This window comes from Vibrio hyugaensis, assembly GCF_002906655.1.
GTDB classification, from domain to species: domain Bacteria; phylum Pseudomonadota; class Gammaproteobacteria; order Enterobacterales; family Vibrionaceae; genus Vibrio; species Vibrio hyugaensis.
Genome location: NZ_CP025795.1, coordinates 460,674 through 485,339, shown reverse-complemented (window position 1 = coordinate 485,339; position 24,666 = coordinate 460,674). Strand labels below are relative to the sequence as shown.

At 47.3% G+C, this 24,666-nt stretch carries 18 protein-coding genes and 2 pseudogenes; 15 read left to right on the top strand and 5 right to left on the bottom strand.

Annotation, left to right across the window (positions count from 1 at the left end):
- Positions 1–141: 141 nt before the first annotated feature.
- Positions 142–969, top strand: a complete 828-nt coding sequence (locus C1S74_RS19415; protein WP_244184861.1) for a DMT family transporter — start codon at positions 142–144, stop codon at positions 967–969.
- Here C1S74_RS19415 and C1S74_RS26915 read toward each other — a convergent pair.
- Both C1S74_RS26915 and C1S74_RS19405 read right to left on the bottom strand, forming a co-directional pair.
- Positions 967–1,128, bottom strand: a pseudogene (locus C1S74_RS26915) (DNA-binding transcriptional regulator YciT); the annotation flags it as partial. The gene C1S74_RS19415 and the pseudogene C1S74_RS26915 sit on opposite strands and share 3 nt — an antisense overlap.
- Positions 1,129–1,162: 34 nt before the next feature.
- Entirely contained in the window at positions 1,163–1,552 is a 390-nt protein-coding gene (locus C1S74_RS19405; protein WP_045397019.1) for a VOC family protein, read from the bottom strand.
- Between the two features lie 158 nt (positions 1,553–1,710).
- On the opposite strand from C1S74_RS19405, the gene C1S74_RS19400 reads away from it, so the two are divergent.
- From C1S74_RS19400 to C1S74_RS19350, 10 genes are all read left to right on the top strand, one after another.
- On the top strand, positions 1,711–2,190 hold the full coding sequence (locus C1S74_RS19400) for a peptide-methionine (S)-S-oxide reductase (protein ID WP_045397016.1): 480 nt from the start codon (positions 1,711–1,713) through the stop codon (positions 2,188–2,190).
- Between the two features lie 818 nt (positions 2,191–3,008).
- On the top strand, positions 3,009–3,449 hold the full coding sequence (locus C1S74_RS19390; RefSeq protein ID WP_045397012.1) for a PTS sugar transporter subunit IIA: 441 nt from the start codon (positions 3,009–3,011) through the stop codon (positions 3,447–3,449).
- 11 nt (positions 3,450–3,460) lie between these two features.
- Positions 3,461–4,861, top strand: coding sequence for a PTS fructose transporter subunit IIBC (locus C1S74_RS19385; protein WP_045397009.1), 1,401 nt, complete (start codon positions 3,461–3,463; stop codon positions 4,859–4,861).
- A 121-nt stretch (positions 4,862–4,982) separates the two neighbouring features.
- On the top strand, positions 4,983–7,814 hold the full coding sequence (locus tag C1S74_RS19380; protein WP_045397007.1) for a GH92 family glycosyl hydrolase: 2,832 nt from the start codon (positions 4,983–4,985) through the stop codon (positions 7,812–7,814).
- Between the two features lie 120 nt (positions 7,815–7,934).
- Positions 7,935–10,355 (top strand): GH92 family glycosyl hydrolase, encoded by a 2,421-nt coding sequence (locus C1S74_RS19375; protein WP_045397004.1) that lies wholly within the window; start codon positions 7,935–7,937, stop codon positions 10,353–10,355.
- Positions 10,356–10,402: 47 nt separating this feature from the next.
- A complete protein-coding gene (locus C1S74_RS19370; RefSeq protein ID WP_038894441.1) occupies positions 10,403–13,108 on the top strand; it encodes a GH92 family glycosyl hydrolase in 2,706 nt (901 codons plus the stop codon).
- Between the two features lie 72 nt (positions 13,109–13,180).
- Complete coding sequence (locus C1S74_RS19365; RefSeq protein ID WP_045397000.1) at positions 13,181–15,637, top strand: GH92 family glycosyl hydrolase; 2,457 nt, start codon at positions 13,181–13,183, stop codon at positions 15,635–15,637.
- An 89-nt stretch (positions 15,638–15,726) separates the two neighbouring features.
- Positions 15,727–18,207, top strand: a complete 2,481-nt coding sequence (locus tag C1S74_RS19360) for a GH92 family glycosyl hydrolase (protein WP_045396997.1) — start codon at positions 15,727–15,729, stop codon at positions 18,205–18,207.
- A 361-nt stretch (positions 18,208–18,568) separates the two neighbouring features.
- Positions 18,569–18,748, top strand: coding sequence for a hypothetical protein (locus C1S74_RS19355; protein ID WP_045396994.1), 180 nt, complete (start codon positions 18,569–18,571; stop codon positions 18,746–18,748).
- 109 nt (positions 18,749–18,857) lie between these two features.
- Positions 18,858–19,361, top strand: coding sequence for an ankyrin repeat domain-containing protein (locus C1S74_RS19350; protein ID WP_052437283.1), 504 nt, complete (start codon positions 18,858–18,860; stop codon positions 19,359–19,361).
- A 44-nt stretch (positions 19,362–19,405) separates the two neighbouring features.
- Here the strand turns inward: C1S74_RS19350 and C1S74_RS19345 are convergent, their stop codons facing one another.
- Entirely contained in the window at positions 19,406–19,771 is a 366-nt protein-coding gene (locus tag C1S74_RS19345; RefSeq protein ID WP_045396991.1) for a VOC family protein, read from the bottom strand.
- Positions 19,772–19,937: 166 nt separating this feature from the next.
- On the opposite strand from C1S74_RS19345, the gene C1S74_RS19340 reads away from it, so the two are divergent.
- Positions 19,938–20,288: a rhodanese-like domain-containing protein gene (locus C1S74_RS19340; RefSeq protein ID WP_045396989.1), complete on the top strand. Its 351-nt coding sequence runs from the start codon at positions 19,938–19,940 to the stop codon at positions 20,286–20,288.
- A gap of 73 nt (positions 20,289–20,361) precedes the next feature.
- On the opposite strand, the pseudogene C1S74_RS19335 reads toward C1S74_RS19340, so the two are convergent.
- A pseudogene (locus tag C1S74_RS19335) lies at positions 20,362–21,230 on the bottom strand (SDR family oxidoreductase).
- Between the two features lie 11 nt (positions 21,231–21,241).
- Positions 21,242–21,835, bottom strand: a complete 594-nt coding sequence (locus tag C1S74_RS19330) for a hypothetical protein (protein ID WP_045396987.1) — start codon at positions 21,833–21,835, stop codon at positions 21,242–21,244.
- 146 nt (positions 21,836–21,981) lie between these two features.
- Here C1S74_RS19330 and C1S74_RS19325 point away from each other — a divergent pair, with 146 nt between their 5' ends.
- The 3 genes from C1S74_RS19325 (at position 21,982) to C1S74_RS19315 (ending at position 24,597) form a co-directional block, all read left to right on the top strand.
- A complete protein-coding gene (locus tag C1S74_RS19325) occupies positions 21,982–22,527 on the top strand; it encodes a TetR/AcrR family transcriptional regulator (protein WP_045396985.1) in 546 nt (181 codons plus the stop codon).
- 93 nt (positions 22,528–22,620) lie between these two features.
- A complete protein-coding gene (locus C1S74_RS19320; RefSeq protein WP_045396983.1) occupies positions 22,621–23,523 on the top strand; it encodes a LysR family transcriptional regulator in 903 nt (300 codons plus the stop codon).
- Between the two features lie 78 nt (positions 23,524–23,601).
- Complete coding sequence (locus C1S74_RS19315) at positions 23,602–24,597, top strand: linear amide C-N hydrolase (protein ID WP_045396981.1); 996 nt, start codon at positions 23,602–23,604, stop codon at positions 24,595–24,597.
- Positions 24,598–24,666: the final 69 nt, after the last annotated feature.

The window sequence follows — 24,666 nt, the reverse complement described above, 5'->3', positions numbered from 1 at the left end:
ATCATCCTTGGTTTAATTCACTGTTAGCACAACAATTAATCAATGAGGCGCTAGACCTCGACCAAGGACATATTATGACCGCAGCCAGTTTTTTTTCGCTTACTCTGCCTCGCAGCTATTTGGGGCGGCTCATTTCTGTTCATGCGAGTCGCTGCCAACACCTTCGGACCGGCTTACTTAATCGAGTTTCGAGTAGCATTTGCGGCAATATCGTTGCTGTCGATCGCCCTCTACCTCAAAAAGAAGCTCGCCTTCACCAAACACATCAAGCACTTTTTCATTATTGGCTTGTTTAATAGTGCGGTGCCGTTTCTGCTTTTTGCCTACGCCGCTCAAACACTGAATGCATCTACCTTAGCCATTCTCAATTCAACGGCACCGATATGGGGCGCCTTAATTGGTTTTGTGTGGTATCGCAGCCCGTTAACCGCAAAGGCGATTCTAGGTATGGTGGTAGGTATTAGCGGTGTCGCCGTCCTTGTCGGCTTGGATTCATCAACCATCGGCAAAGAGACCATTTTCCCTATTGGGGCGAGTTTAATGGCTTCTTTCAGCTATGGTATTGCGACCAACTACACTAAGAATGCGCCGCAAGTGCCTGCCTTCGATAATGCACACGGTAGTATGTGGGCGGCGGTGATTTGGGTACTTCCTTTGCTGCCATTTTTACCAATGCGTGCAGATCCAAGCAGCTTTGAATGGAGCTCAGTAGTCGCACTCGGAGTAGTATGTACAGGTCTCGCTTATTTGCTCTACTTCCGCTTAGTCTCTGATATTGGCCCAGCTTCAGCACTGACTGTCACTTTCCTCGTACCAGTCTTTGGTATTTTGTGGGGTTATTTGATTTTGGATGAGCCGATTGGTTTTAACACCATCATAGGTACGATTCTGGTTCTTAGCGGTACTATGTTGGTCACCGGATTTTCACCGGCTGCGATGCTTGCAAAACGTAAGGCAAACGCGGCTTAGTTGGTTAATGTCTCTCGTTTTTCCGATCCAGGGCGGGTAGAACTGCCCGAATTTGCTTGAATCAAGACATGGGCTAGTAAAGCCCGTGTCTTGGCTCAAGCCGTCAATGCCTAAGGAAGCGGTATTAAAATGAATGTTCTCGATACATAACTCAGTAACCCGCTTGTCAAGCAAACCAATAAGCTAAGTCGCGTTACACCGTAAGCTCAAGACGGTTGCCGTCCGGATCTAGCACGCAGCTTTCATAATAACCGTCACCTGTTTTTCTCGGGCCATCGATCCATTGGTAGCCATCACCCACTAAGGTTTTGGTCAATTGCCCCACTGCCTGCTCTGATCCTAGAGCGAAGGCAAAATGTGCCAACCCCGTTACCTGCATCGCATGAGATTTTTCACAAGCGGTCACACCTTCCATCGACATTAATTCCAATCGTGCACCACTTTCAAACGAAAGAAAGTAAGATGAAAACTGCTTAGTTGGGTTGTGGTATTTATCGTTAGACACCGCGTTAAAGTATTTCTCATAGAAGGCTTTTAGCTCTTCCAAACGTTCAGTCCAAATCGCGATATGTTCTATTTTCATTAGGATTCCCCCTAGCTCTTAACTGCGTTCAATCTAACGAGGAAACGCAGCACAAAAAAGAGAGCAAATCACTTCTGAGTTGTTCCTGTTTTATGGTTGGAGTTGTGTTTGAATGAAAGTGATGCCCATAATGGCGCAAAGTTTTTCAGGACAGAATGATGGAAGAAATTTACTTTGCAGGCGGCTGCCTTTGGGGTGTTCAAGAATTTATGCGCCACCTTCCGGGCGTAATCAGCACCGAAGCAGGACGAGCAAATGGCACGACGGATAACACTCAATACGAATACGATGGCTACGCCGAATGCGTGAAAACCCAGTTCGACCCTGCACAAGTGTCGGTTGAAACTTTAATGGGGTATCTGTTTGAGATCATCGACCCGCACAGTGTTAACAAGCAAGGTGAGGACGTAGGTGAGAAGTACCGTACTGGTGTCTATAGCCAAAACGAACAACACCTAGCAATTGCTAAAGCGTTTATCGCAGCAAGACCGGATGCTGAGAAGATCGCCGTAGAAGTACTGCCACTCACAAACTATGTGCCAAGTGATGATGAGCACCAAGACAGACTCACGCACTTTCCAAACGACTACTGCCATATCCCGTTAGATTTGCTGCATAAGTACAAAAATCCGTCTTAATGGATAAGCTAAATCCAGCGTAACAACCCTTCCTAACCTCCCCTTGGCTTCAAATTCGGAGCTTACATTCGCCAATGTGTATCAAGGGGAGAAACTAGCTAAGTTCACAGTCAGCTCTACTAAACCGTCATTCCGTTCAGTGGCAACGGAGCGTGATGCGAATCTATTGCCAACGAACAGCCTGTACCATTGAGCCCGACAAACGCACAAAACAAGAGTCCTGCTCGCTTTATGTCTTTTCTCAAAGAGATAGAAAATTAAGTTAATAAAAGGGTTACTATACCCAAGTGACTTCAAGATGTAGGATTCAGAGCGTTGTCATTGAGTCGAGTTCAAGGAAAACAACGCAGCGTAATAGCCAGCTCTTTCCAAGTTGTTTGACGCAGCAATCGGGTCAATGACACGCTCCCGAAGGGCGAGTTGCCTTGGCTTGCATACTTTGTTGCCGATTCTTGATTTAGACCCACTAGACCTTTAAATCGGCGCCGCGTCTACAAACCAAGTCATTCTCGCTGAACCTAGCATCTCGAGGTTACGTGGGTATAGATAGGCTTTAGCACAAAGCCTCTTTTTTATAGCAAAATTGAACCATATTTGATTCCCTTCTCGTTTATTTTCAAGCTTAATTATTAATTTCAAAATAAATGGAATATAAGTCACAATACTAATTCCCTTCTCGCTCATTGATATTAATGACTTCTATCACACTTAGCTCTCAGTGATACAAAAATATAGTTATTGGATTTTTTTTTACTATTTCAGAAAACCGTAACATTAATTAAATTTGCCTCATTACTTCAGTACCAATGAGTCAAAAAATGATTACAGAACTAACAAACGTCAATTTAATTAAAGGCAACCTTCAAGCAAATAATAAAAAAGAAGTCTTTGAAGATCTAGCACAAATGCTATTCGAAAATAATCGAATCAGCAGCAAAGAGGCTTTTTTAACCGACATCGAAGCACGTGAAGCATTAAGCGTGACTTCAATGGACGGCATCGCTTACCCACACTCAAAGAGCAAAGCGGTGACAGAGCCTGCAATCGCTGTTGGCGTAAAGCGCGAAGGCATCGAGTATGGCGACGAAGAGGGAGTCAAACCGACCGTATTCTTCATGATTGCCTCACCAGATAACGGTGCCGACCACCATATTTATGTTCTTCAAGAATTATTCGGCAAATTTAGCGAAGAGTTTATTGAAGATATTCATAACGCAAAAGACGAAAACCAAATACTAAATATTTTAATTAATTCATAAGGCGTGAAATTATGAGTACAATCACAGCTCAAGCTAGTAATAATAGCGATTTCAAAAAAATCCTAAGTACCATGAAAGGTCACCTTTTATTCGGTACTTCTCACATGCTTCCATTTATCGTTGCGGGTGGTGTACTACTGGCGCTGGCGGTAATGGCATCAGGTAAAGGTGCGGTTCCTGCGGACGGTTTATTAGCTGATATTTCTAATATCGGTATTAAAGGTCTGGTGCTGTTCCCAATTATTCTTGGTGGCTTCATCGGTTACTCAATTGCAGACAAACCAGCTCTAGCACCAGCGATGATCTCTTCTGGCATCATGGCTGACATGGGCGGCGGCTTCCTTGGTTGTATCGTAGCGGGCTTCATCGCAGGTGGTGTGGTATTCCAACTTAAGAAGATCCCTCTTTCTGCTAACATGACTGCGTTGGGCGCTTACTTCATCTACCCTCTACTAGGTACGCTTATCTCTGCAGGTATCGTTCTATGGGGTATCGGTGAGCCAATCAAGATCTTCATGGCGTCTATGAACGAATTCCTAGCTTCTATGGCTGGCGCTTCTAAAGTGGTTCTAGGTACGATTCTTGGTGGTATGACTGCATTCGATATGGGCGGTCCAATCAACAAAGTAGCAACGCTATTCGCTCAAACTCAAGTTGATACTCAACCATGGCTAATGGGTGGTGTTGGTATCGCAATCTGTACGCCTCCTCTAGGTATGGCACTAGCAACATTCCTATTCAAGAAGAAGTTCACTAAGCAAGAGCAAGAAGCAGGTAAAGCAGCAGCAATCATGGGTTCTATCGGTATCTCTGAAGGTGCTATCCCATTCGCAGCAAACGACCCTGTACGCGTTCTTCCTTCAATCGTTGCTGGTGGTATCGTTGGCTGTGTGTTCGGCTTCCTAACAGACGTACTACTACACGCACCATGGGGCGGTCTAATCACAGCACCTGTATCAAGCAACATCCCAATGTACGTTGTGGGTATCGCACTAGGCTCTCTAACAACAGCAGTTATCGTTGGCTTCTGGAAACCAGTTGCTGAAGAAGAAGCAGAAGACGAAATCGCAGAAGCAGCACCTGCACAAGCTCAAGCGGCTTCAGCAGCAGGCGAAGGCGAGTACGACATCGTAGCAGTAACATGTTGCCCATCTGGCGTAGCACACACATTCATGGCAGCGAAAGCACTAGAGAAAGCAGGTGCGGCAGCGGGTCTGAAAATCAAAGTAGAAACTCAAGGTCAAAACGGTATCCAGAACCGCATCACTGACCTAGATGTAGCAAACGCGAAGCTGGTTATTCTAGCTCACGATATCCAAGTAAAAGACGCTCACCGCTTTGCAAAAGCAAACGTTGTTGAGTGTTCAACGAAAGAAGCGATGCGTAACGCAGCGACTCTTGTGAAAGCTTAAACCTTAAGCTCCTCCCCCTAAGAGCCCTTTCCCCCAAAGGGCTCTATTTCAAGTTTTTAAGTTTTAGTAATACCCCTGATTTTTTTAATTATATAACCCTACAATTTACAAGGCTTTAAAAATGAAATTCAAACCTTCCCTACTCGCTTGCGCAGTTCTCAGTGGTCTAGTCGGTCTGACTGGCTGTAACGACGACACAACCAACATTTATGAAGGCGGTGACACCAACCCTGCACTACCGGATATTCCTGACGGCGGCAAGCCAGTATGTCCTCCAGTTGGCGATGGCGACTGTGATGACAAGCCAAACCCAGAAACACCTGAAATCGACATGGGTGTTCACATCCCGGTAGATTTCGCCGATATGGACGTAACACGCTACGTCAACCCATTCATTGGCACAGGTAACCTAGGCAACACCTACCCTGGTGCAACCACACCACACGGCATGGTGCAGCTTTCTCCAAACAACGGTTCTAACGGCTGGGAATACATTTCAGGCTACTACTACCACGACGCTCGTACTTCCGGTTTCTCTCATACCCACCTTTCCGGAGCAGGTGCTGGCGACTTGAACGACATTCTCGTCATGCCAATCAACTCGCGTTCGGATTACATGATTGATGAAGGTTCGGCAACGCTAAACCTAGAAGCGTCTCGCTTCCAACATCGTGACGAGCAAGCGACAGCAGGCTACTACAAAGTCGATCTATTGGATTACGACATCAAAGCTGAATTGACGGCATCTGATCGCGTTGGTGTACACCGCTACACCTTCCCTCGTGATGAGAAGTCAGAAATCATCGTGAACACTGGCTTCAAAATTAACTGGGACTACACCTCAGATTCTTACTTGAAATGGGACAAAGACAATAACCGTCTAGAAGGTCACCGTTTCTCAGATGGTTGGGCACCAAGCCAAAAAGAATTCTTCGTGATGGAATTCGACCAACCAATCAAAAACGTTCGCTTTGCTTACTACGATAAAGAGCAAGGTCGTTACATGGACGTGCCAGAAGGCATTACAGAAATCGGTAACGAAACACGCGGCAAGTACCAATACGCACGCGCTTACGTAGAGTTCGACACATCCAAAGACGGTTTAACGGTTGAAGCTAAATTGGCGCTATCAAACGTTGAGATTGGCGAGAACGGCAAGTCTGGTGCTTCTCTTAACATGACAGAAGTTGCTGGCATGAACTTCGACCAAGTACGCGAAGCGGCAACGAAGAAATGGGAAGACGAACTCGGCAAGATCCAAGTCTCTGGCGACGAAGATTACAAACAGACGTTCTACACCGCGATGTACCACTCGTACCTAGGTCAAACCATTCACTCTGACTTAGATGGTCGCTACCGCCAAGTTCACCAAGGTCGTAACGCTTACCCAGATGGCAACACACCTTGGGGCGATAAGATTGATACGCTGAAAGAGTCAATCCGCACTGCCGATGCCAACAAAGATGGCAAAGCAGACTTCACGCGCTACGACACTTTCTCGTTGTGGGATACCTACCGCGCGGTTCAACCGCTGTCTTCGATTCTTGAACCTGATCGCCTAGCTGACGTGGTGCTGTCTATGCTGTCTTACGCCGAAGAAGAATGGGTGGATGACAAAGGCAACGTGCGCAAAGGTCGCCTGCCTGAGTGGACATTCAAAGGCAACGAAACAGGCATGATGATGGGCATGCACTCAACGCCTGTGATTCATGATGTGTTGTCGAAAGGCTCACTAGAAAAACGCATGATTGATCTTGGCTTCACAGAAGCAGAGCGCAAAGACGTTAAAGAACGTTTAGTTGAAGCGATGATCACAGACGCGCGCGCCGCAACGAGCCAAGGCGTAGCATGGATCAAAGAGTACGAAGAACAAGGTTACGTGCCAGCGCAATTGCACGACACTCCACCAGATTCTTACGGCGGTCACTCACCATTTAAAGACTCTTGGACAGCATCTTACTCGCTTGAATACTCAATGAACGACTGGGCAATCGCACAATCGCTCAAAGAAGTCTTCGGTGAAGAAGATCCACGCTACACCGAGTTCGCTAACCGTTCTAAAAACTGGCAAGCGCAATTCGACTTCGGTGGTAAGCAATACCAAGGTTGGTTCAAAGCTCGTGACTACGATGGCGAGTTTATCGACGCAGGTTGGGTAGACCCAATCACTGGTCGCGCTGTGGGTAAAGACTGGCGTCCAGACATGTTCAACAGGGCATTCTCTGAATCGAACGGCTGGCAATACTCGTTCAGTGTTCAGCACGACATTCATGGCTTGATTGACCTGATGACACGCTTCGACAAGACACAAAACCCTGAAGCAGAACGCGGTGACTTGTTCGCAGCTCGCTTGGATGAGTACTGGTCAACTTACCCAGACCGCAACGCAGGCGACAACCAATTCCCAGTGTTCAACACAGGTAACGTTGGTCAGCACGTACAAGGTAACGAACCAGATATCCACGTGCCGTACTTGTACAACTACGTAGGTCAACCTTGGAAAGGTCAGGCAGCCATCGCCGCAGCAACCAACATTTGCTACAAGAACACCGCTGACGGCATTTGTGGTAACGACGACTTCGGCACGCTCTCTGCGTGGTTCGTGTTCCGTGCGCTTGGTTTCTACCCAGTGAACGCTTCTTCTGGCATCTACGAAATCGGTACTCCGCTGTTCGACAGCGCGTCTATCGATGTCGGTAACAACCAGAAATTCACGGTTACCGCGAAGAACGTTAGCCGCGAAAACATCTTCATTCAATCGGCTCGCTACAACGGCAAAGACTTCAACCGTACTTACCTGACTCATGACGAAATCATGTACGGCGGTGAGTTGGAGTTCGTGATGGGCGACAAACCAAATCAACGTTGGGGCTCTCTAGAGCAAGATCTTCCACCAGCACAAGGCATCGGTGAGTTCTTGCATGAAGACGAGATGCCAGCAGGTTCTCGTTAATCCCAATAGCGACAACTCAGCCGGGGGAGCGCATCTCCCGGCTATCCCTACAAGCAAACTTTATAAGCAGTCTCTTATAAACACTTTTTTATATACGAATAACGACAAAACGGTATGCACATGTTTAAACGTAATCTTATCTCTTTGGCTATCCTGGTTGGTCTGACGGGTGGCTTGACTGGCTGTAACAGCGACAACGATTCTTCCTCTTCACTGCCGGGCGATCCAATTGTTGATCTCGCGGTGTTGAAATACGTCGATCCTATGATCGGCACAGCGGCTTCTGGTCATACATTCCCGGGCGCGACGGTACCGGCAGGTATGGTTCAACTGTCTCCCGATACTTTCATCGGTTCTAACACTGATCACGAATCAGGACTTAACCCATGGCACTCAGCTTCTGGCTACTGGGATTCATCCAACTACGAAACTGGCGAAGTAGTTAACACTGACGTTCCGCTGTACGGCTTCTCCCATACTCACCTTTCAGGTACAGGCGCAACGGACTTAGGCGACATCTTGGTTCTGCCATATGCAGACATGGCGAACACACAGCTGAACTCTTTCGACAAAGCCAATGAAGAAGCAAGCGCAGGCTACTACAAAACCAAGCTGAACCAAGGCCAAATCGAAGTAGAACTGAGCGCAACCAAACGCGTTGGCTTGCACAAATACACCTTTGCTGATGGCGCAGACCGCAACGTGAAGTTCGATTTGGGCCATACCCTAATGAACAACAACGGCAAGTCTTTGAAGAACAAAGTAGAAGTGGTGGACGAATACACCATTCGCGGTCGTAAAACATCAACAGGCTGGTTCCAAGGGCAAGATCACCAAGGTCAGGACATCTTCTTCTACGCGAAATTCAACCAACCAATCGCCAAAGCACTGTTAGGCGAACAAGACCTAGAACCAACGCGCGAAATGCGTAATGGTGCGGTTTACTCAGGCGATGATCTGACGGCTTACCTAAACTTCGGCACAGGCGAAGAGCCAATTGAAATCCGCGTCGGTATCTCTCCAGTTAACTGGCAAGGTGCACAGAAAAACTTAGAAGCAGAAGCACCAAGTTTCGACCTAGCAAAAGTAAAAGAAGACGCAGAATACGCGTGGGCTGAGAAGCTAGCAAAAATCAAAGTGGAAGGCGGTACAGAAGCAGAGAAAACCAACTTCTACACAGGTATGTACCACATGATGATCGCGCCAATCGAGTTCTACGATGTGGATGGTCAATACGTGGATATGCTTGGCACAGTGCGCACACTGAAAGATGGCGACACACCAAACTACTCGATTTACTCAACGTGGGATACGTTCCGCGCGGTTCACCCAATGTGGACCATCATCGACCCCGATCAAGCAACGCTATACGTGAAAGACTTGATTCGTAAATCCAACGACGAGTTTGGTCTATTGCCGAAATGGGAAGGTCATGGCTCAGAAACCGGCACCATGATCGGCTACCCATCGGCAGCGATTCTGGGCGATGCGGTGACCAAAGGCTTGATTGATGCAGAGCAAGCTTACACGGCTTCAGTGAAATCCGCTCGCTACACACCGCATGAGTACCCACAGATTCATGACGACATCCTAAGCTCACTCATGGCAGGTCAGTTGAACTACCACGAGAAAGAACAGTGTGTTCGTTACCCGAACTGGAACTCAGTGTCGTACTCGTTGGAATTCTCATTCTACGATTGGACGATCGCAGAAATGGCGAAAGCCGCTGGCGATATGGACGCGTATGAAGAGTTCAAAGCTCGTTCTTACAACTCTTTGAAACACTGGGATGCAAAAGCAGGTAACGCAGACGGCACGGGCTTCTTCGTACCAACAGAATTGAAAGAAGGCGACCCATGTGCGCTGAAATACGCTTCAACTGACTTCGACCCTTACAAGTCTGACGCGTTCTACTACACAGAAGGGAACGCGTGGCAGTGGCAATGGGCGTTCATGCAAGACTTAGACAAGCTGACTGAAATCATGGGCGGCACTCAAGGTCTGAACGACAAGCTGAACAACCTATTTACTGCCGATCCAAATGGCGGCGAAGCGCACCAAGACATGACAGGCTACATCGGTCAGTACATTCACGGTAACGAGCCTTCGCACCACGTCATCTACTTGTACAACCGTACTGAAGAGTCTTACAAGGCGCAGGAATACCTAGACCAAGTTTACGACCAGTTCTACAAACCGACACCAGACGGCATCATCGGTAACGAAGACGTAGGTCAAATGTCGGCGTGGTACTTGATGTCAGCACTGGGCTTCTACCAAATATCGCCAACCGATCCAACCTACAGCATCGGTCGTCCAATCTTCGACAAAGCGACGGTAGACATTGGTTCTGGCACGTTCACGGTAACGGCTGAGAACAACGGTCCAGACAACATGTACATCAAAGAAGTGACCATCAACGGTAAGCCTCTGGATGTGTACAACACCTTCCAGCACAGCGAATTCAAAGCAGGCGGCGAACTGCACTTCGTAATGACGGCTGACAAGTCTGAAGCAATGCAAGCCAACCTAGGCGAATAATGATTTTGAGGGGGCCTCGTGTCCCCTTTTCTCGTGGAATAGAAACAATGAAACTAAAAAGAACCCTACTTTCTACTGCAGTGTTAACCGCCATGCTTGGTCTTGCTGGTTGTGGCAGCGACTCTGATCCAGAAACTCCTGTTATCTCTACCCCTACTTTGGAATTCGTTGATACCTTGATCGGCACTAAAGGTCTCGGCAACGTTAACCCTTCTCCAGTCATGCCAGAAGGTATGATTCAACCGTCACCAGATAACTTCGATCCAAACGGTTGGAATGGCAAAGGCTCACCTGTTGAATACGATCCTGTACACAGCCTGCTTTCTGGCTTCTCAATGACCCACATTTCCGGCGCAGGTAAAGGCGACTTAAACGACTTCGCCTTCTTGCCATACACAGGCTTCAATACTGATGCCGTGACCATGGATAAAAGCTCGGAAGTGGCAGAGGTTGGTTACTACTCGGTTGACCTTGTAGAAACTGGCGTAAAAGCTGAGCTGTCGGCAACCGACCGCGTGGCGTTCCAACGTTACACCTTTAAGCCGGGTGAAGATCGCAAAGTACGTATCGATCTTCAACACGAACTGTTGGAACAATACGGTAACCACTCTCGCAGCATCTACTACAAACGCGTTAACGACACCACAGTCGTAGGCGCGCGTACCTCAAACGAATGGGGTCAATGGCAAACCGTGTTCTTCGCGGCAGAATTCTCTGATCCAATCATTGAAGAGAACCTGTACACCAAGCTGGCTTCTGAGAGCAAACTGACTCCAACTGACGCTACCGAAGTCGGATTAGAAGATTACCGTGGTTACGCAGAGCACAAACCAATGCCGGGCGAACCAGAACCTGACCCAGAACGTTTGGCAAAACGCGCAAACGATGTCCTGACTCATTTGAACTTTGGTAAAAGCGATGAGCCATTGGTGGTCAAGGTAGCGATTTCTGGCACTGGTGTTGACGGCGCATTGAAAAACCTAGAAGCAGACACTAACGGCTGGGATTTCGACAATGTCGTACAACAAAACCGCGTGGCTTGGGAAAATATCCTTGGCGAGTTTGAACTGGAAGGCGGCAACAAAGCCGACAAAACCATGTTCTACACCTCGCTCTACCGTACGTTTGTTGCTCCATTCCTATACCAAGATGTGGATGGCAAATACCGTGGCATGGATGGCAAAGTGCACCAAGCAGAAGATGGCTTAGTGAACTACTCAGTGTACTCAATGTGGGATACCTTCCGCGCCGCACACCCACTGAAAACCATCATCGATAAAGACCGCGCGATTGAGCACGCACGCGATCTATTGAACAAATACCAAACGGGCGGCGTACTGCCAAAATGGGAACTGCACTCGGATTACACTGGTGAAATGGTCGGTCATCCTGCAGTTTCGGTTATAGCCGATATCATGGTCAAACACCCAGAAGCCTTTACTGCTGCCGAGTTTGATTTAGCACTGAAAGCTGCTGACGAAACAGTCAACTTCAACCTTGATAAAACAGAGAGCTGGGTGCCTTACCAAGATGCTTGGAACGGTGACAAACGCTTCACGGTCATGACACGTCATAACGACTACCAAGAAGACGTCGGCTTTATTCCAGCCAACACCAAATGGGCACCGGATTCTGGTGACAAACCGGGTTACGTGGAAGGCTTGAAAGTCGATAAGTACGACGAGCTCGTGAACGAGTCGGTGTCTTACGGTCTTGAGAACGCTTACTACGACTGGTGTATCGCTCAGATCGCTAAACTTGCGGGCAATGACCAACAGTACGACCGCTACATGGCACGCTCAGAATCGTTCAAGAACTACTTCGATTACAACCCAGAACAATACGGCAAACTGCAAGACACCAAAGGCAACGCATTGGGTGCAACGGGCTTTATGCGTCCGGCTTACATGAACAGCGGCAGCAAGGTTTGGGCAAACAACCTGAAAGCCGAATGTTTGGACGAGAACATGGCGCTGTCTATCCCAGACGGTATGGACTACAACGCCTGTAAAGACCGCAAAGCACTCAACGAAAGCGATGTGTTCTGGCCTTACCGCGCCGAGCACCGTGGTGAAGACTTTACCGAAGGCAACACATGGCAATGGACATGGTTTGCACCGCACAACTTGAACGGTCTGGCTAACGTGATGGGTGGCGAGCACATCGACCGTACTGACTTCTCTCTTCCTGAAAACGTAACCGAACAAGGCAAAGCGGCATTCTTAGCCAACTTGAATGCGCTGTTTAATGCGGACTCCAACGCTGATACGAGCCAATCACACGATATGTCGGGCTACATCGGTCAGTTCGTGATGGGTAACGAGCCTGATCATCACGTGCCTTACCTATACAACTGGACGGCAGAGCCTTGGAAGACACAAGAAATCGTCGATCAAGCGATGAACGAGTTCTACCACCCAACGCATGAAGGTCTGATTGGTAACGAAGACGTCGGTCAGATGTCGGCGTGGTACGTGATGTCTGCATTGGGCTTCTACCAAGTCACACCGGGCGAAGCAAGCTACACCATCGGTCGTCCTCTGTTCGACAAAGCCGTGATTCCAGTCGCGGACGGTAAATTCACCATCACCTCAGAAAATAACAGCCAAGAGAGCATCTACGTGAAGTCGGTGACCATCAACGGCAAACAATTGAGTGACAACTTCAGCTTCGCGCACAGCGATTTGAAAGACGGTGGTGAGCTGCATTTCGTCATGACTTCAGACAAATCTGAAGCGATGAAAGCGCAGTAGCCGACACCCATCCAAATAACGAAAGGGGGCATCTAGCCCCCTAAAAAACTTCACTTCAGTGGAACCATAAAAATGAAACTAAAAAGAACCCTTATCTCTACCGCTATTCTCGCTGCCATGTTTGGTCTTGCTGGTTGTAACAGTGATGACGACAACAGCAAATCTGGTACTCCATCCCTCGACACCACACTAACCCAATACGTCAACCCATTGATTGGTACTGGTGCAGATGGTCACACATTCCCAGGGGCGGTTGTGCCTTACGGTTTGGTACAACTTTCTCCTGATACCGAAATGGAAGGCTGGGGCTCTGCTGCCGGTTACTTCGACCACGGCAAGCTGACTGAGATCCCAGTGTATGGCTTCTCCCACACTCACCTTTCTGGCACAGGCATTACCGACCTTGGTGACATCTTAGTTCTGCCTTTTACCAAGAAAGAAAACGCCGTTTTCAACACGTTCGATAAAGACAACGAAACCGCAGAAGCAGGCTACTACGCGGTTGAACTGAACAAAGGCGAAATCAAAGCCGAGCTAACTACCACGCAACGTGTTGGCTTCCACCGCTACACCTTCAAAGAAGGCACTACGCCACACATCAAGTTCGATTTAGACCACACCCTCAACAAAGGTCACTTCAACAACCGCACCATGAAGGGTGATTTAGAGTTCATCGACGCTTACACCATCCGCGGTTTACGTAGCTCGAACGGCTGGGCGAACAACCAGCACGTGTACTTCTACGCCACCTTCAACCAACCTATCGTCAAAGCCATTGCTCTAGTTGACGGCGCAGAAACGGAAATCGATGTAAACAACGACAACATCGACGCAGTGAAAACCATCGCTTACTTAGAATTCGCAGCATCATCAACACCGCTAGAAATCCAAGTAGGCTTGTCACCAACAGGCACAGAAGGTGCAGAGAAGAACCTAGAAGCAGAAGCGAAAGACGTGTCATTTGATACTGCGCGCGCTCAAGCCAACGACGCATGGCACCAAGAACTTAGCCGCATGATGGTATCTGGCGGCACGGAAGATCAGAAAGAGATCTTCTACACCGCGCTTTACCACGCTTCTATCGCGCCAATGATTTTCCAAGACGTCGACGGCCAATACCCTGCGATGCGTACCCGCATTCAAAAAGACGCGGGCGACACACCAAACTACTCTGTGTACTCCATGTGGGATACCTTCCGCGCAGCGCATCCACTGAAAACCATCATCGACCCTGAACGTGCCGAAGAGTTTGCCAACGACCTGATTCGTAAATACGAAGACGGTGGCATTCTGCCGAAATGGGAACTGCACAGCCATTATACGGGCACCATGATCGGCTTCCCTGCGGTCTCTATCATTGCTGACGCGATGGCGAAAGGCTTAGACATCGACCCACAACTTGCCAAAGAAGCGGCTGAGTTTACGGTGCGTTACCACGAGGCTTCTGAATTCCCAGATTGGACGGAAGACAACAACATCGGCGCAGCAAACGTTGTGCAAGTGAAAGTGTACGAAGAAAACGGCTTTGTTCATCACGGCTATTGGAACAGTGCGTCTTACACGCTTGAGTTTGCTTACGGCGACTGGGCAATGGCAGAAATCGCGCGCATGGCTGGCGATGTAAAACTGCAAGAAGAGTTTATGACTCGTGCCGACAACTGGCTTAACCATTGGGATGCAGAAACTGGCTTCTTACGTCCGAAAAACCACCCGCTAAGCTCATCACCAAACAAACCGCCTTTGGAGTTCAACCAACCAATTGATGAAGAGCGTTTGGATGAGTGTGAAATGGTTGAATGGCCTGAAGGCTCAGGTGTGATGAAAGAGAAATGCCCACTGCTACCATTCGCCCCTTACTATGTGGACGAGTTTGCCTACACCGAAGGGAACGCGTGGCAATGGAAGTTCCAACCAATGCACGATTTCAACCGCCTGAAACAAGAAATCTATCAAGCCGACTTGGCGCAAGGCAAAGACACCACGCCAGAGAAAGCCTTCCGTGAAGATTTGGACGAGCTATTTAATGCACGTTCTTCAAACACAGGTGAAGAGCTGCCAGACCTAACGGGTTACATCGGTCAGTACATGCACGGTAACGAGCCATCGCACCACATTCCTTACCTATACGCGCTAACGGATGAGCCATGGAAAGCGCAAGAGTACCTAGACCGCATCATGTCAGAGATGTACACCAGCGAGCCAACTGGCTTGATTGGTAACGAAGACGTAGGTCAGATGAGCTCTTGGTACTTGATGTCGGCAATGGGCTTCTACCAAGTGACGCCTGCGGAGCCGGTCTACACCATCGGTCGCCCTATGTTTGATGAAATCACCATTCCAGTGGAAGGCGGCGAGTTCACAGTCATCGCAGACAACAACAGCCCACACAACAAGTACGTGAAGTCTGTAACCATTAACGGCAAACCGCTGGATGCCAACTTCACCTTCAAGCACAGCGAAATCAAAGCGGGCGGCGAGCTTCACTTCGTCATGACGGGTGACAAGCAAGAAGCGCTTCAAGCTCAGTAACGTTTTATGTAATTCGTGTTTAAAGAATAAGCAGATAGATTAACTCAGTGGCAGGAAGTGACGCGCTTCCTGCCTAAGGAATCAAGATTATGAACTTTACGAAAACCGCTATCGCGACCGCTGTGATTGCAAGTGTCATTGGTTTGGCTGGTTGCAACGATGACGACGATAACACCTCACCAAGCGTCGATACTTCCAACCTAAAATACGTCGACCCATTCATTGGGACAGGCTTTAACGGACACACCTTCCCGGGTCCTGTTGTACCAGAAGGCATGGTGCAACTTTCTCCAGATACCGAGCTGATCGGCTGGCACTCTTCATCAGGTTACCACTTCGATAAAAAGACCCTATTTGGCTTCTCCCACACTCACCTTTCTGGCACGGGTATGGGTGGTTTAGGTGACATTCTGTTCCTGCCGTTTACCGAAGATAAAGCCAAGTACATCGAAGACAGCGACGACTACCGCGAAGCGATTTCGGTCAAGATGGACAAAACCTCAGAAGTGGCAGAAGCGGGCTACTACTCGGTGAAGATTGCAGAGAACGGTATCAAAGCTGAGCTTACTGCGTCTGAACGTGTCGGCTTCCACCGCTACACCTACCCACAAGGTCAACCACAACGTTTGAAGATAGACCTCAACTCCATCCTAAACAGTGACTGGGGTTCGACCTCTCTGCGCAACAAACTGACAGTGAGTGAAGACGGTCATACCATCACGGGCGAGCGCGATGCAGCGCACTTCTCTGGCTGGGCAAAGAACCAAAAAATCTTCTTCTATGCGACTTTCGATAAGAAGATCAAAGACGTCTACATCCTTGCCAATGGTGAGCCTGTTGACGGTCTATCGGCAGAGCACGTTTCTGAATTGATTTACGATGACGAAGGCAATGCCATCAAGCGTGTCAAAGCAGACGTCACTGCCTACATCGAATTTGAAGATGAAGGCTCACAAGAGTTGAACGCGCAAGTGGCGCTGTCTGCGGTTGATCCACAAGGTGCAGAAAACAACTACGATGCCGAAGCGAATGTCTCTTTCGATACTGCGCGCAACAACGCACGCGAGAAATGGGCAAAAGCACTCAACTTCTCTATCGAAGGCGGCACGGAAGATCAGAAAGAGATCTTCTACACCGCGCTTTACCACACCAAGATTGCGCCTATGGTGCATCAAGATGTAGACGGTCGATTCCGTGGCATGGGCAAAGGCTCGATTCGTGAAGGCGAAGGGGAATACTCCATCGCTTACGGTCAAGCGACAGAAGAACAGCCAAACTTCTCGGTTTACTCTCTATGGGATACCCAACGTGCATTACACCCGCTGAAAACCATCACAGAACCAACCCGCGCGGTGCAATACGCGAAGAACCTAGTTCAGAAGTACACAGAAAGCGGCTTGCTGCCGAAGTGGGAGCACTTAGGCGATGAGACAGGCACCATGGTTGGCTACCCAGCAGTAGCAGTGATTGCGGATGCGATGACCAAGTTCCCAGAAGAGTTTACTCAGCAAGAAAAAGAGCTGGCGCTGAAAGCCGCGATCGACTCTTCGACTTACGAGAACTATCCAGCACTGCAAGCCGATTGGGATCAGGGTGTATTGGATCGCACTTTAACCAAGCACATCGATTACATTGAGAAAAATGGCTTCACGCCTGCCATCCAACGTGTCGATGGTGAGCCAGTATTTGAAGACTACACGGTTGAGTCTGTTTCTTACGGTCTGGAAAATGCGTTCTACGATTGGGCTATCGCACAAATCGCCAAAGCAGCCGGTGATACTCAAGCGGAAGAGCAATACCTTGAACGCTCGAAAGGCTACAAAAAGTACTTCGATTACAACCCAACGGAATACGCAGAACATGGCGTGACGGGCTTTATGCGTCCGGTGATGATTGATGAAACCTTCATGACGCCATTCGACCCATATGGTACGGAACACGAAACAGGCAACTACACCGAAGGTAACGCATGGCAGTGGACTTGGTTTGTACCGCATGACATCGCGGGCTTGAAGACCATCATGGGTGGCGATGCTGAGTTCCAGAAAAACCTAGAAGCAACCTTCACCGCAGAAAGCCAAGGCACAGAAACACCGGATATGTCTGGTTTGATTGGTCAAGTTGCGTTTGGTAACGAGCCTTCACACCACATTCCTTACCTATTCAACTGGACCGCAGAACCATGGAAGACACAACAAGTCGTCGACCACATTCTTGATGACATGTACTTTGCTGCGCCAGAAGGCGTAGTTGGTAATGAAGACGTAGGCGCGATGTCCGCTTGGTATGTGATGTCTGCATTAGGCTTCTACCAAGTGAACGCGGCAGAACCTATCTACACTGTGGGTCGTCCGCTATTCGACAAAGCAGTGATTCCGGTTAAAGGCGGCACGTTCACCATCACCACAGAAAATAACGCCGATGACAACATGTACATCAAGTCTGTCACTATCAATGGTAAAGCTTTGGATAACGGCTTCTTCTTCGACCATTCCGAGTTCAAACCGGGTGGCGAGTTGCACTTCGTGATGACGGGCGAGCAATCTGAAGCGATGAAAGCGCCTCAATAAGCCTCTATCACTCTTCCCTCTTCAAAGGTCAGTTCGCAAGCGCTGACCTTTTGTTTTCAACAACTCATCGAGATTGGGTCTCAATGTTCTGGCAAACATTTTTGGCTTTCTACATAACTTTATTGACCGCAACCACGAGATAAAAATAAGAACTCGATTCATTAACCCTGTGAGGGTCGACGACTTAGCTCAGTTCATTAGCCGACATTCTTTAACGTTAAACAATAAGTAACCATCTAATTTAATTGTCTTTTAAATTGATAATAGCATTTTCAATTTTGGCTCTTTTGATAATGCCGTATTGAGCGTTAGAGAACTCTGTAATGTATAGCTTTTCGCATAACAAAAAGGGTTAACTTTAATGAAAGACTATGACGATGGTGGGCTTCAATTGGTGGATGAAGTCGTCACAAAAGGACGACTCGCATACCGTAACAATACACCTTTCGATGACAACCCTTACCCGATTGTCACTCTCGAATTCATGAGTTGGTGGTATGGTTGGCTGCTAGAAGAAGAGCAAAAAATGCTGGCAGCCTAAATCGTTTAATGCTTCTTCTCTCCCAATGAAAAAATCAATAAACCAAGTTTACCTAGAGCCAAAAACGTCGGGTATGCTTGTGGAGTTCTATTACTAAATACAGGTAGATATGGACATCAAACAAAGCGTCAGGACGACGATTTTCACCCTCTCTTTCATCACAACGGCCCTGGCAGTGTTTTTGAAGCACTCAATAACGGAAGAACGCATGATGCTATGTGCTCTTGGTAATGAAATCCTAATATTTGATAGTGAAGATTGCATTACCTATTTTGAGATATTTGGCGTATCGGAAGAACTCATGGCTTTGGTTGAGCAGCAATACGGCATTGCTTCGATTCTGAGGGCAGGAAGTCACAGCCGTTTTAGAATGGCTGATGCGTTAGTAACACATGGGTTTGACGTCAATTGGATAAACGAAGATAAGATTTCGCCTTTACATTCCGCCATCATTCATGATGATTTTGAGTCCTTCAAATGGTTAATGCAAAAAGGGGCGAACAAAGAGTTTCATTGCCCTAAGTTGGGCAGAAATGCGACTGAATTTTTGAATTTGGTTTACACCGAGAATCCGACCATAAACCGAGGCGCAATGTACGGACTGTTACACTAGTACTTAAGGCGAGGAAGAGAGCGAGCTGCTCCCTTTATGCTTTTTTAATCGATATTCTGACTGATTCTCCACAACACCCCGCTTGGGTCGTGCAAACAGAACTCTCGCATCTTCCAAGGCTGGTCGATAAGTTCCGTTATCTTTGCTCCAAACGATTTAAGGTCCACTTTCGACATATGTTCGTGCCAACTGGCGACATCTTCCACCAACAAATGCATCATGAAATTATTGCAGTGTTTTGGCTCATAAAAGTCTTGCAGCAAGAATGAACAACTGCCCTTGAAGAAGTACGCCACGCCGCCCACGTCCGATGGCATTTCAAAGCCCAACGCCTGATAGAAACGCTTGGATAGCTCGTAATCTTTCGCCGGAACAAAAGATTTAATTTCAACAATATTGAGATTTTTCATTCCCTAAATTTCCATTTTGTAGCTCGTAATAACTTACTTTAGCTATTCTGAAAATAATCACCAATACTTGTGTTCCATTTAATCAAAACAACTCGATAAAGAGCACATCGCCCTTAGCAGATAGCGCGTATAATCTGCATCAGAATCACTAGGGATTGAAAATTCAATGAAAAAGCTACTTCCGATTTTATTCACTTGCTTGAGCTTAGGTTTCGCAACGCCAACGGTACTCGCTTCTGAGCGTGCGGAGCAAGGCTGGCAACTGATTGAACAAGGCGCAATGATTGTTGATGTGCGAACAACACAAGAGTTTGCTGACGATCACTTAGACAATGCGGTTAACTTTCCGCTCTCTGAGCTAGATAAGCACTTTGCTAACGTCGATAAAGACGCGCAAATCGTCCTTTACTGTCGTAGCGGCAATCGTTCAGGTCAGGCGTATCAATACTTGCAATCACAAGGTTTTACCAACCTGCATAACGCCGGCGGTTTGGTTGAGATGCTGCAAGCAAAGTAGCGTTATTTTGCTGAATAACAAACGAAAAAGCACACAGAAATGTGTGCTTTTTGATGCATTGAAAACAATAAAATCACCCATTGTTAGCCAAAGCTAGCTCATCAAAATAGTCCTTAAGATGGTGGTTGCCATAAGTCGGAGCGATATTGTCGTCACCTAACATGGTGAGAAAGAACTCTGCAGGACCGCCCCACTTTTCTGGCAAGTGACAAGCAATGGAAAGTGAAACCTTCCGAAGCATATCTGGTAAATGCGTATTACGAACAGGCTTAGCTTGAGCAGAAAACGCAAGTCGAGCGATTTCATTGGCTGACAAGACTTCTGGTCCACCGACATCCAATTCCGTTTCTTTTTTATCAATCGCGTCTACACAAAATCTCGCCAAGTCTTTTCCGTGAATGGGGTTAAGCAAGTTTTCACCATCGCCAAAAGTAAACACTCGACCCGATTTCGCCATGTTGTACACCTCGGTAATATCAGAGAAAAAACCATTCGGGCGAATCACACAAGGGGTTAATTTTGTTGATTGCAGAAGCGACTCGCAAAGCGTTCTTTCGCCTCTAGCAAACGAACTTGAGGGTACTTCTGAGCATTAAACGCAGAGATGTAGATGAATTTACCAACACCTGCTCGTTCTGCTTCTTTGAGTAAGTTCAAGTTCGCCTGGTAGTCGACATCCAAATAGCCTAACCCATCTTTCTGGCGAGTAATGCCCAAGCATGAGATAACAACATCGACACCCTCGCAAACACCTTCAAGCTCATCGGGATGAGTCACTTGAGCCTCAATCACCTGTGATTCTTCTACGCCCATTGCGAGCAACTTAGCTTTGCTTCTCGCAATGGCTTTAAACTCAACGTGTTCAAACAGCAGTAGCTCAGCAGTATTCGAACCTAAGTACCCAGTTGAGCCCGCAATTAAAATTCGAGGGTGCGTTTTCATAACATGGTTTCCTATTCTTGTTCTGGACGATACGGTTCTTCACGCAATACGTGGCTCACCAATAACTTTAGGTAGAACAGTGGTAAAAACCATTCCAAACCCTGTGGTGCTTGTGCCCAGTAAATCGAAATAATCAGGCTTAGCGAATACAAAGTCAGCGCAACAGGACGTTGCAGATACAATGGCGTTTTCATGACTACGCTACACGCCAGCACCATGTAACCACCAATCACAACAATCCACACAATATCGAAGTTCAAGAACGCCCAACTGTAGAGGGAGAGTTGCACAAAATGAGTCAGAATAAAGCTCATGTGCTGCTTAAAGCCTTGCCCTTCTCGATGGAACCAACGCTTGGCTGTTGAGGTCGCGTTCGTAATAATACCGCCGATAATATCCACCGTGAGCAACCCAGCAATTAAGTACTGAATACCAGTCCAACCCAGTTGTGCAAAGTACGCATAAACCATCATGACAAAGCCAGCGGCGAAAGGTATATAAAGCTGCAAGTTCTTTTCTGCTCTTGTTGCACCCGGACCAATCAGCTTATCAATCCCACCCCAGAAACCCGCTCTTGTTTGAGGAACACTCCAATCAATTTTCATACTAAAACCTTATTTCGACCACTTGGTCTTTTTAAATTAGTACGCTTTAAGAGTTAGGTAAAGATCTTTTTTGTCCACTCGGTCTAAATAAAAGATCTTGTGTTATACTGCAAGGCATTGCGGTAATAAAAACTGAGAAGAAAACTATGCCGAAGGTCGTCGATCATGAAAGCAGACGTAGAGAAATTGCCTTAAAAGCAACCGAAGTTTTCCTTAAGTTCGGTTACAAAAACATTGGTATGAGACAGCTGTGCGAACAGTTGGGCATGAGCAAAAGTGCGGTTTATCACTATTACAAAAGTAAGGATGAGCTGTTCAAAGCCGCGACAGAAGCCATCGTCAACTTTGATGCAGAAGTGCTAGCAGATAGACCAAACTCAAGTGAAGCGAATACAGAACAACAAGTTGAAAACTTCGTGTTGATCTTCCAGCAAATTGCTCCACGTTTCTTCCAAGAGATGAAGCTTGTCTCTGATTACATTGATGTGATTGGACAAGAAAACGTCGCCACCGATCCATGCATGTTACTTGCGAGTCAAAAGTACATGACGATGCTGGAAAACTACGTTTCAGCGCAACACAAAGAATCGCTTTATACTCTATTGCTAGGGCTGTTGAATCATCAGTTGATGTTGGGTAAAGCGCTTGAAGACGCGCATGTTATTGAGCAAGTTGAGCAAGTATTGAGATAAGTAAGTTCATCACAACTTACCCTTCTCTATCTGGACTCAGCAAAAGGCTTACATTAGGTTTGAAGAAGATTATTTTTGTAGAACCAAACCATCATGAACATTAGTTATGAGCAAGTGACCGCCTTTGTCGCCGTTGCCGAATGTGGCTCTTTTAGCGCAGCAGCAAAACGGTTAAATAAACACCGCACCACACTTGGTCAGGTGATCACCAACCTCGAAATTGAAATCAACATGATCTTGTTTGATCGTTCGGCCCGCTATCCACAATTGACGGAAGAAGGCCTGGCACTGTATCAGCATGCAAAGAACCTAACTGAAACCACCAAGTCTTTTGAACGTCTTTGCCAGAGTACAGAGCAAGGCAACGAGAGCCAAATTACGGTCTGCCATAGCGAGTTAGTACCAGGAAAACTGATTCAAGATGTGATGATTGGGATTCGCAAAAAATTCCCGTTAGTCAAAGTGAACTGGCTTCACAAAAACAATTACGAAACCAAAGATCTGTTCGAACAAGACGCCGCCGACCTTGCTGTCATGTTTGTTCCAACGGGCAATGCCACGACGGCGTTCAGCTACACCTATCTACTCAATCTCCCCTTTGTTGTTTGCGCCACCAGTGAATTTATCAAGCAACATCAGATCGTTGACCTCACTTCCCTTAAGCGAGCAAGGCAACTTTTGATGGCGGATTTTCACCATACTGGCATTGCACAAACTCTGACGATATCGAATCTCGCCCAACAAATCGAAAGTGTGAATGTGCTCAAAAACCTGTTAGTCGCAGGCGATGGCTGGGCAATCGTCCCAACCCATTGTGTGGAGGATCTTTTGGCAAACCAACAGTTACAGACCATTGAAGTAGATGAACTCCATGCCGTGCTTCAGTTTCCTATCAACCTTTGGCAACACAACCGACTAGCTGGCCCCGTCACCCGAGAAATGATTCGACTGTTTAAAGAGCACAGCCACGCCCATACAGCCCAAAGTGAGGGTTGAATGCTCACAACGTGATTTAGGCTTTTTTGTTTTCCACCGTACACTCCAAATCGTTCCTAAACTTGAATCGGAGTTACTATGAAATTGAAAGCAATCACCTTAGCTCTTCTTGCTGGCACTCTTACTACTGGTGTAGCACACGCTTGTACCTCAGTCGCATGGAATACCGACTTAGGCACTTTCACTTCTAGAACGATGGATTGGATGGAATCGACCTCACCTGTGCTGGGTACAATTAACAAAGGCGACGTTCGTTCGCTCCAAGGTAATGGTCTCGGGAATACCTACACAGTGAAATACGACATGGTCGCCGTACTGGCTTATGGTGAATTGGTTGCCGATGGCGTAAACAGCGAAGGCATGCAGGTTAACGCCTTGTTCTACCCTGATATGACGATGAAAGAGGCGAAAAGCGGATCAGAGGTGACCCAATTTACCATCGCTGAATACCTGCTTGCCAACTACGCAACGGTTGATGAAGTTGTCAAAGCATTACCAACATTAGAATATGCATCGATTCACATGGATGGTATGCCAGTAGAAATTAACCTGCACTGGTCTGTCACAGATAAGAGTGGCGATCGCCTTGTCATCGAAATGGATAAAGACGGCTTGAACACCTATCGCGGCGAAGAAGCGATGGTGATGACGAATGACCCTTCGATGAGAGAGCACATTGAAATGCGCAAGAAGGTTCAGCCAACGTGGGAGAACGCGAGTCGTGATACCGACTATGGTTCAATTGGTAACGGCAACTCACACAGCCGCTTTGTTCACGCCAGCTACTTTATGAGTAAGCTCACGGAGCCAACCAGTATTACTAACGGTATGATGAAGTTGTCGACTGTCCCTTACCGTGTGCCTGCGGATGCACCTTACAAAAACTTTGGTAACGGCAATGGTATGTCTGGTTACGCTACAGAGTGGACCATGACACAAAGCTTGGATACCGGTGACAGTGTGTTCGAATACAACTTTGAAGAAAACTGGAGCACGGTGAAATTCAACGTTTATGAAATGATGGGCAAAGATTTCCGTCTACCACTGACTAAGTCATTTATGGCGAAGTTCTAGTTGCTAACAAAATACTGAGTGCCATTTGCACTCAAACAAAAGCACCGCAATGTCGGTGCTTTTCTCGTT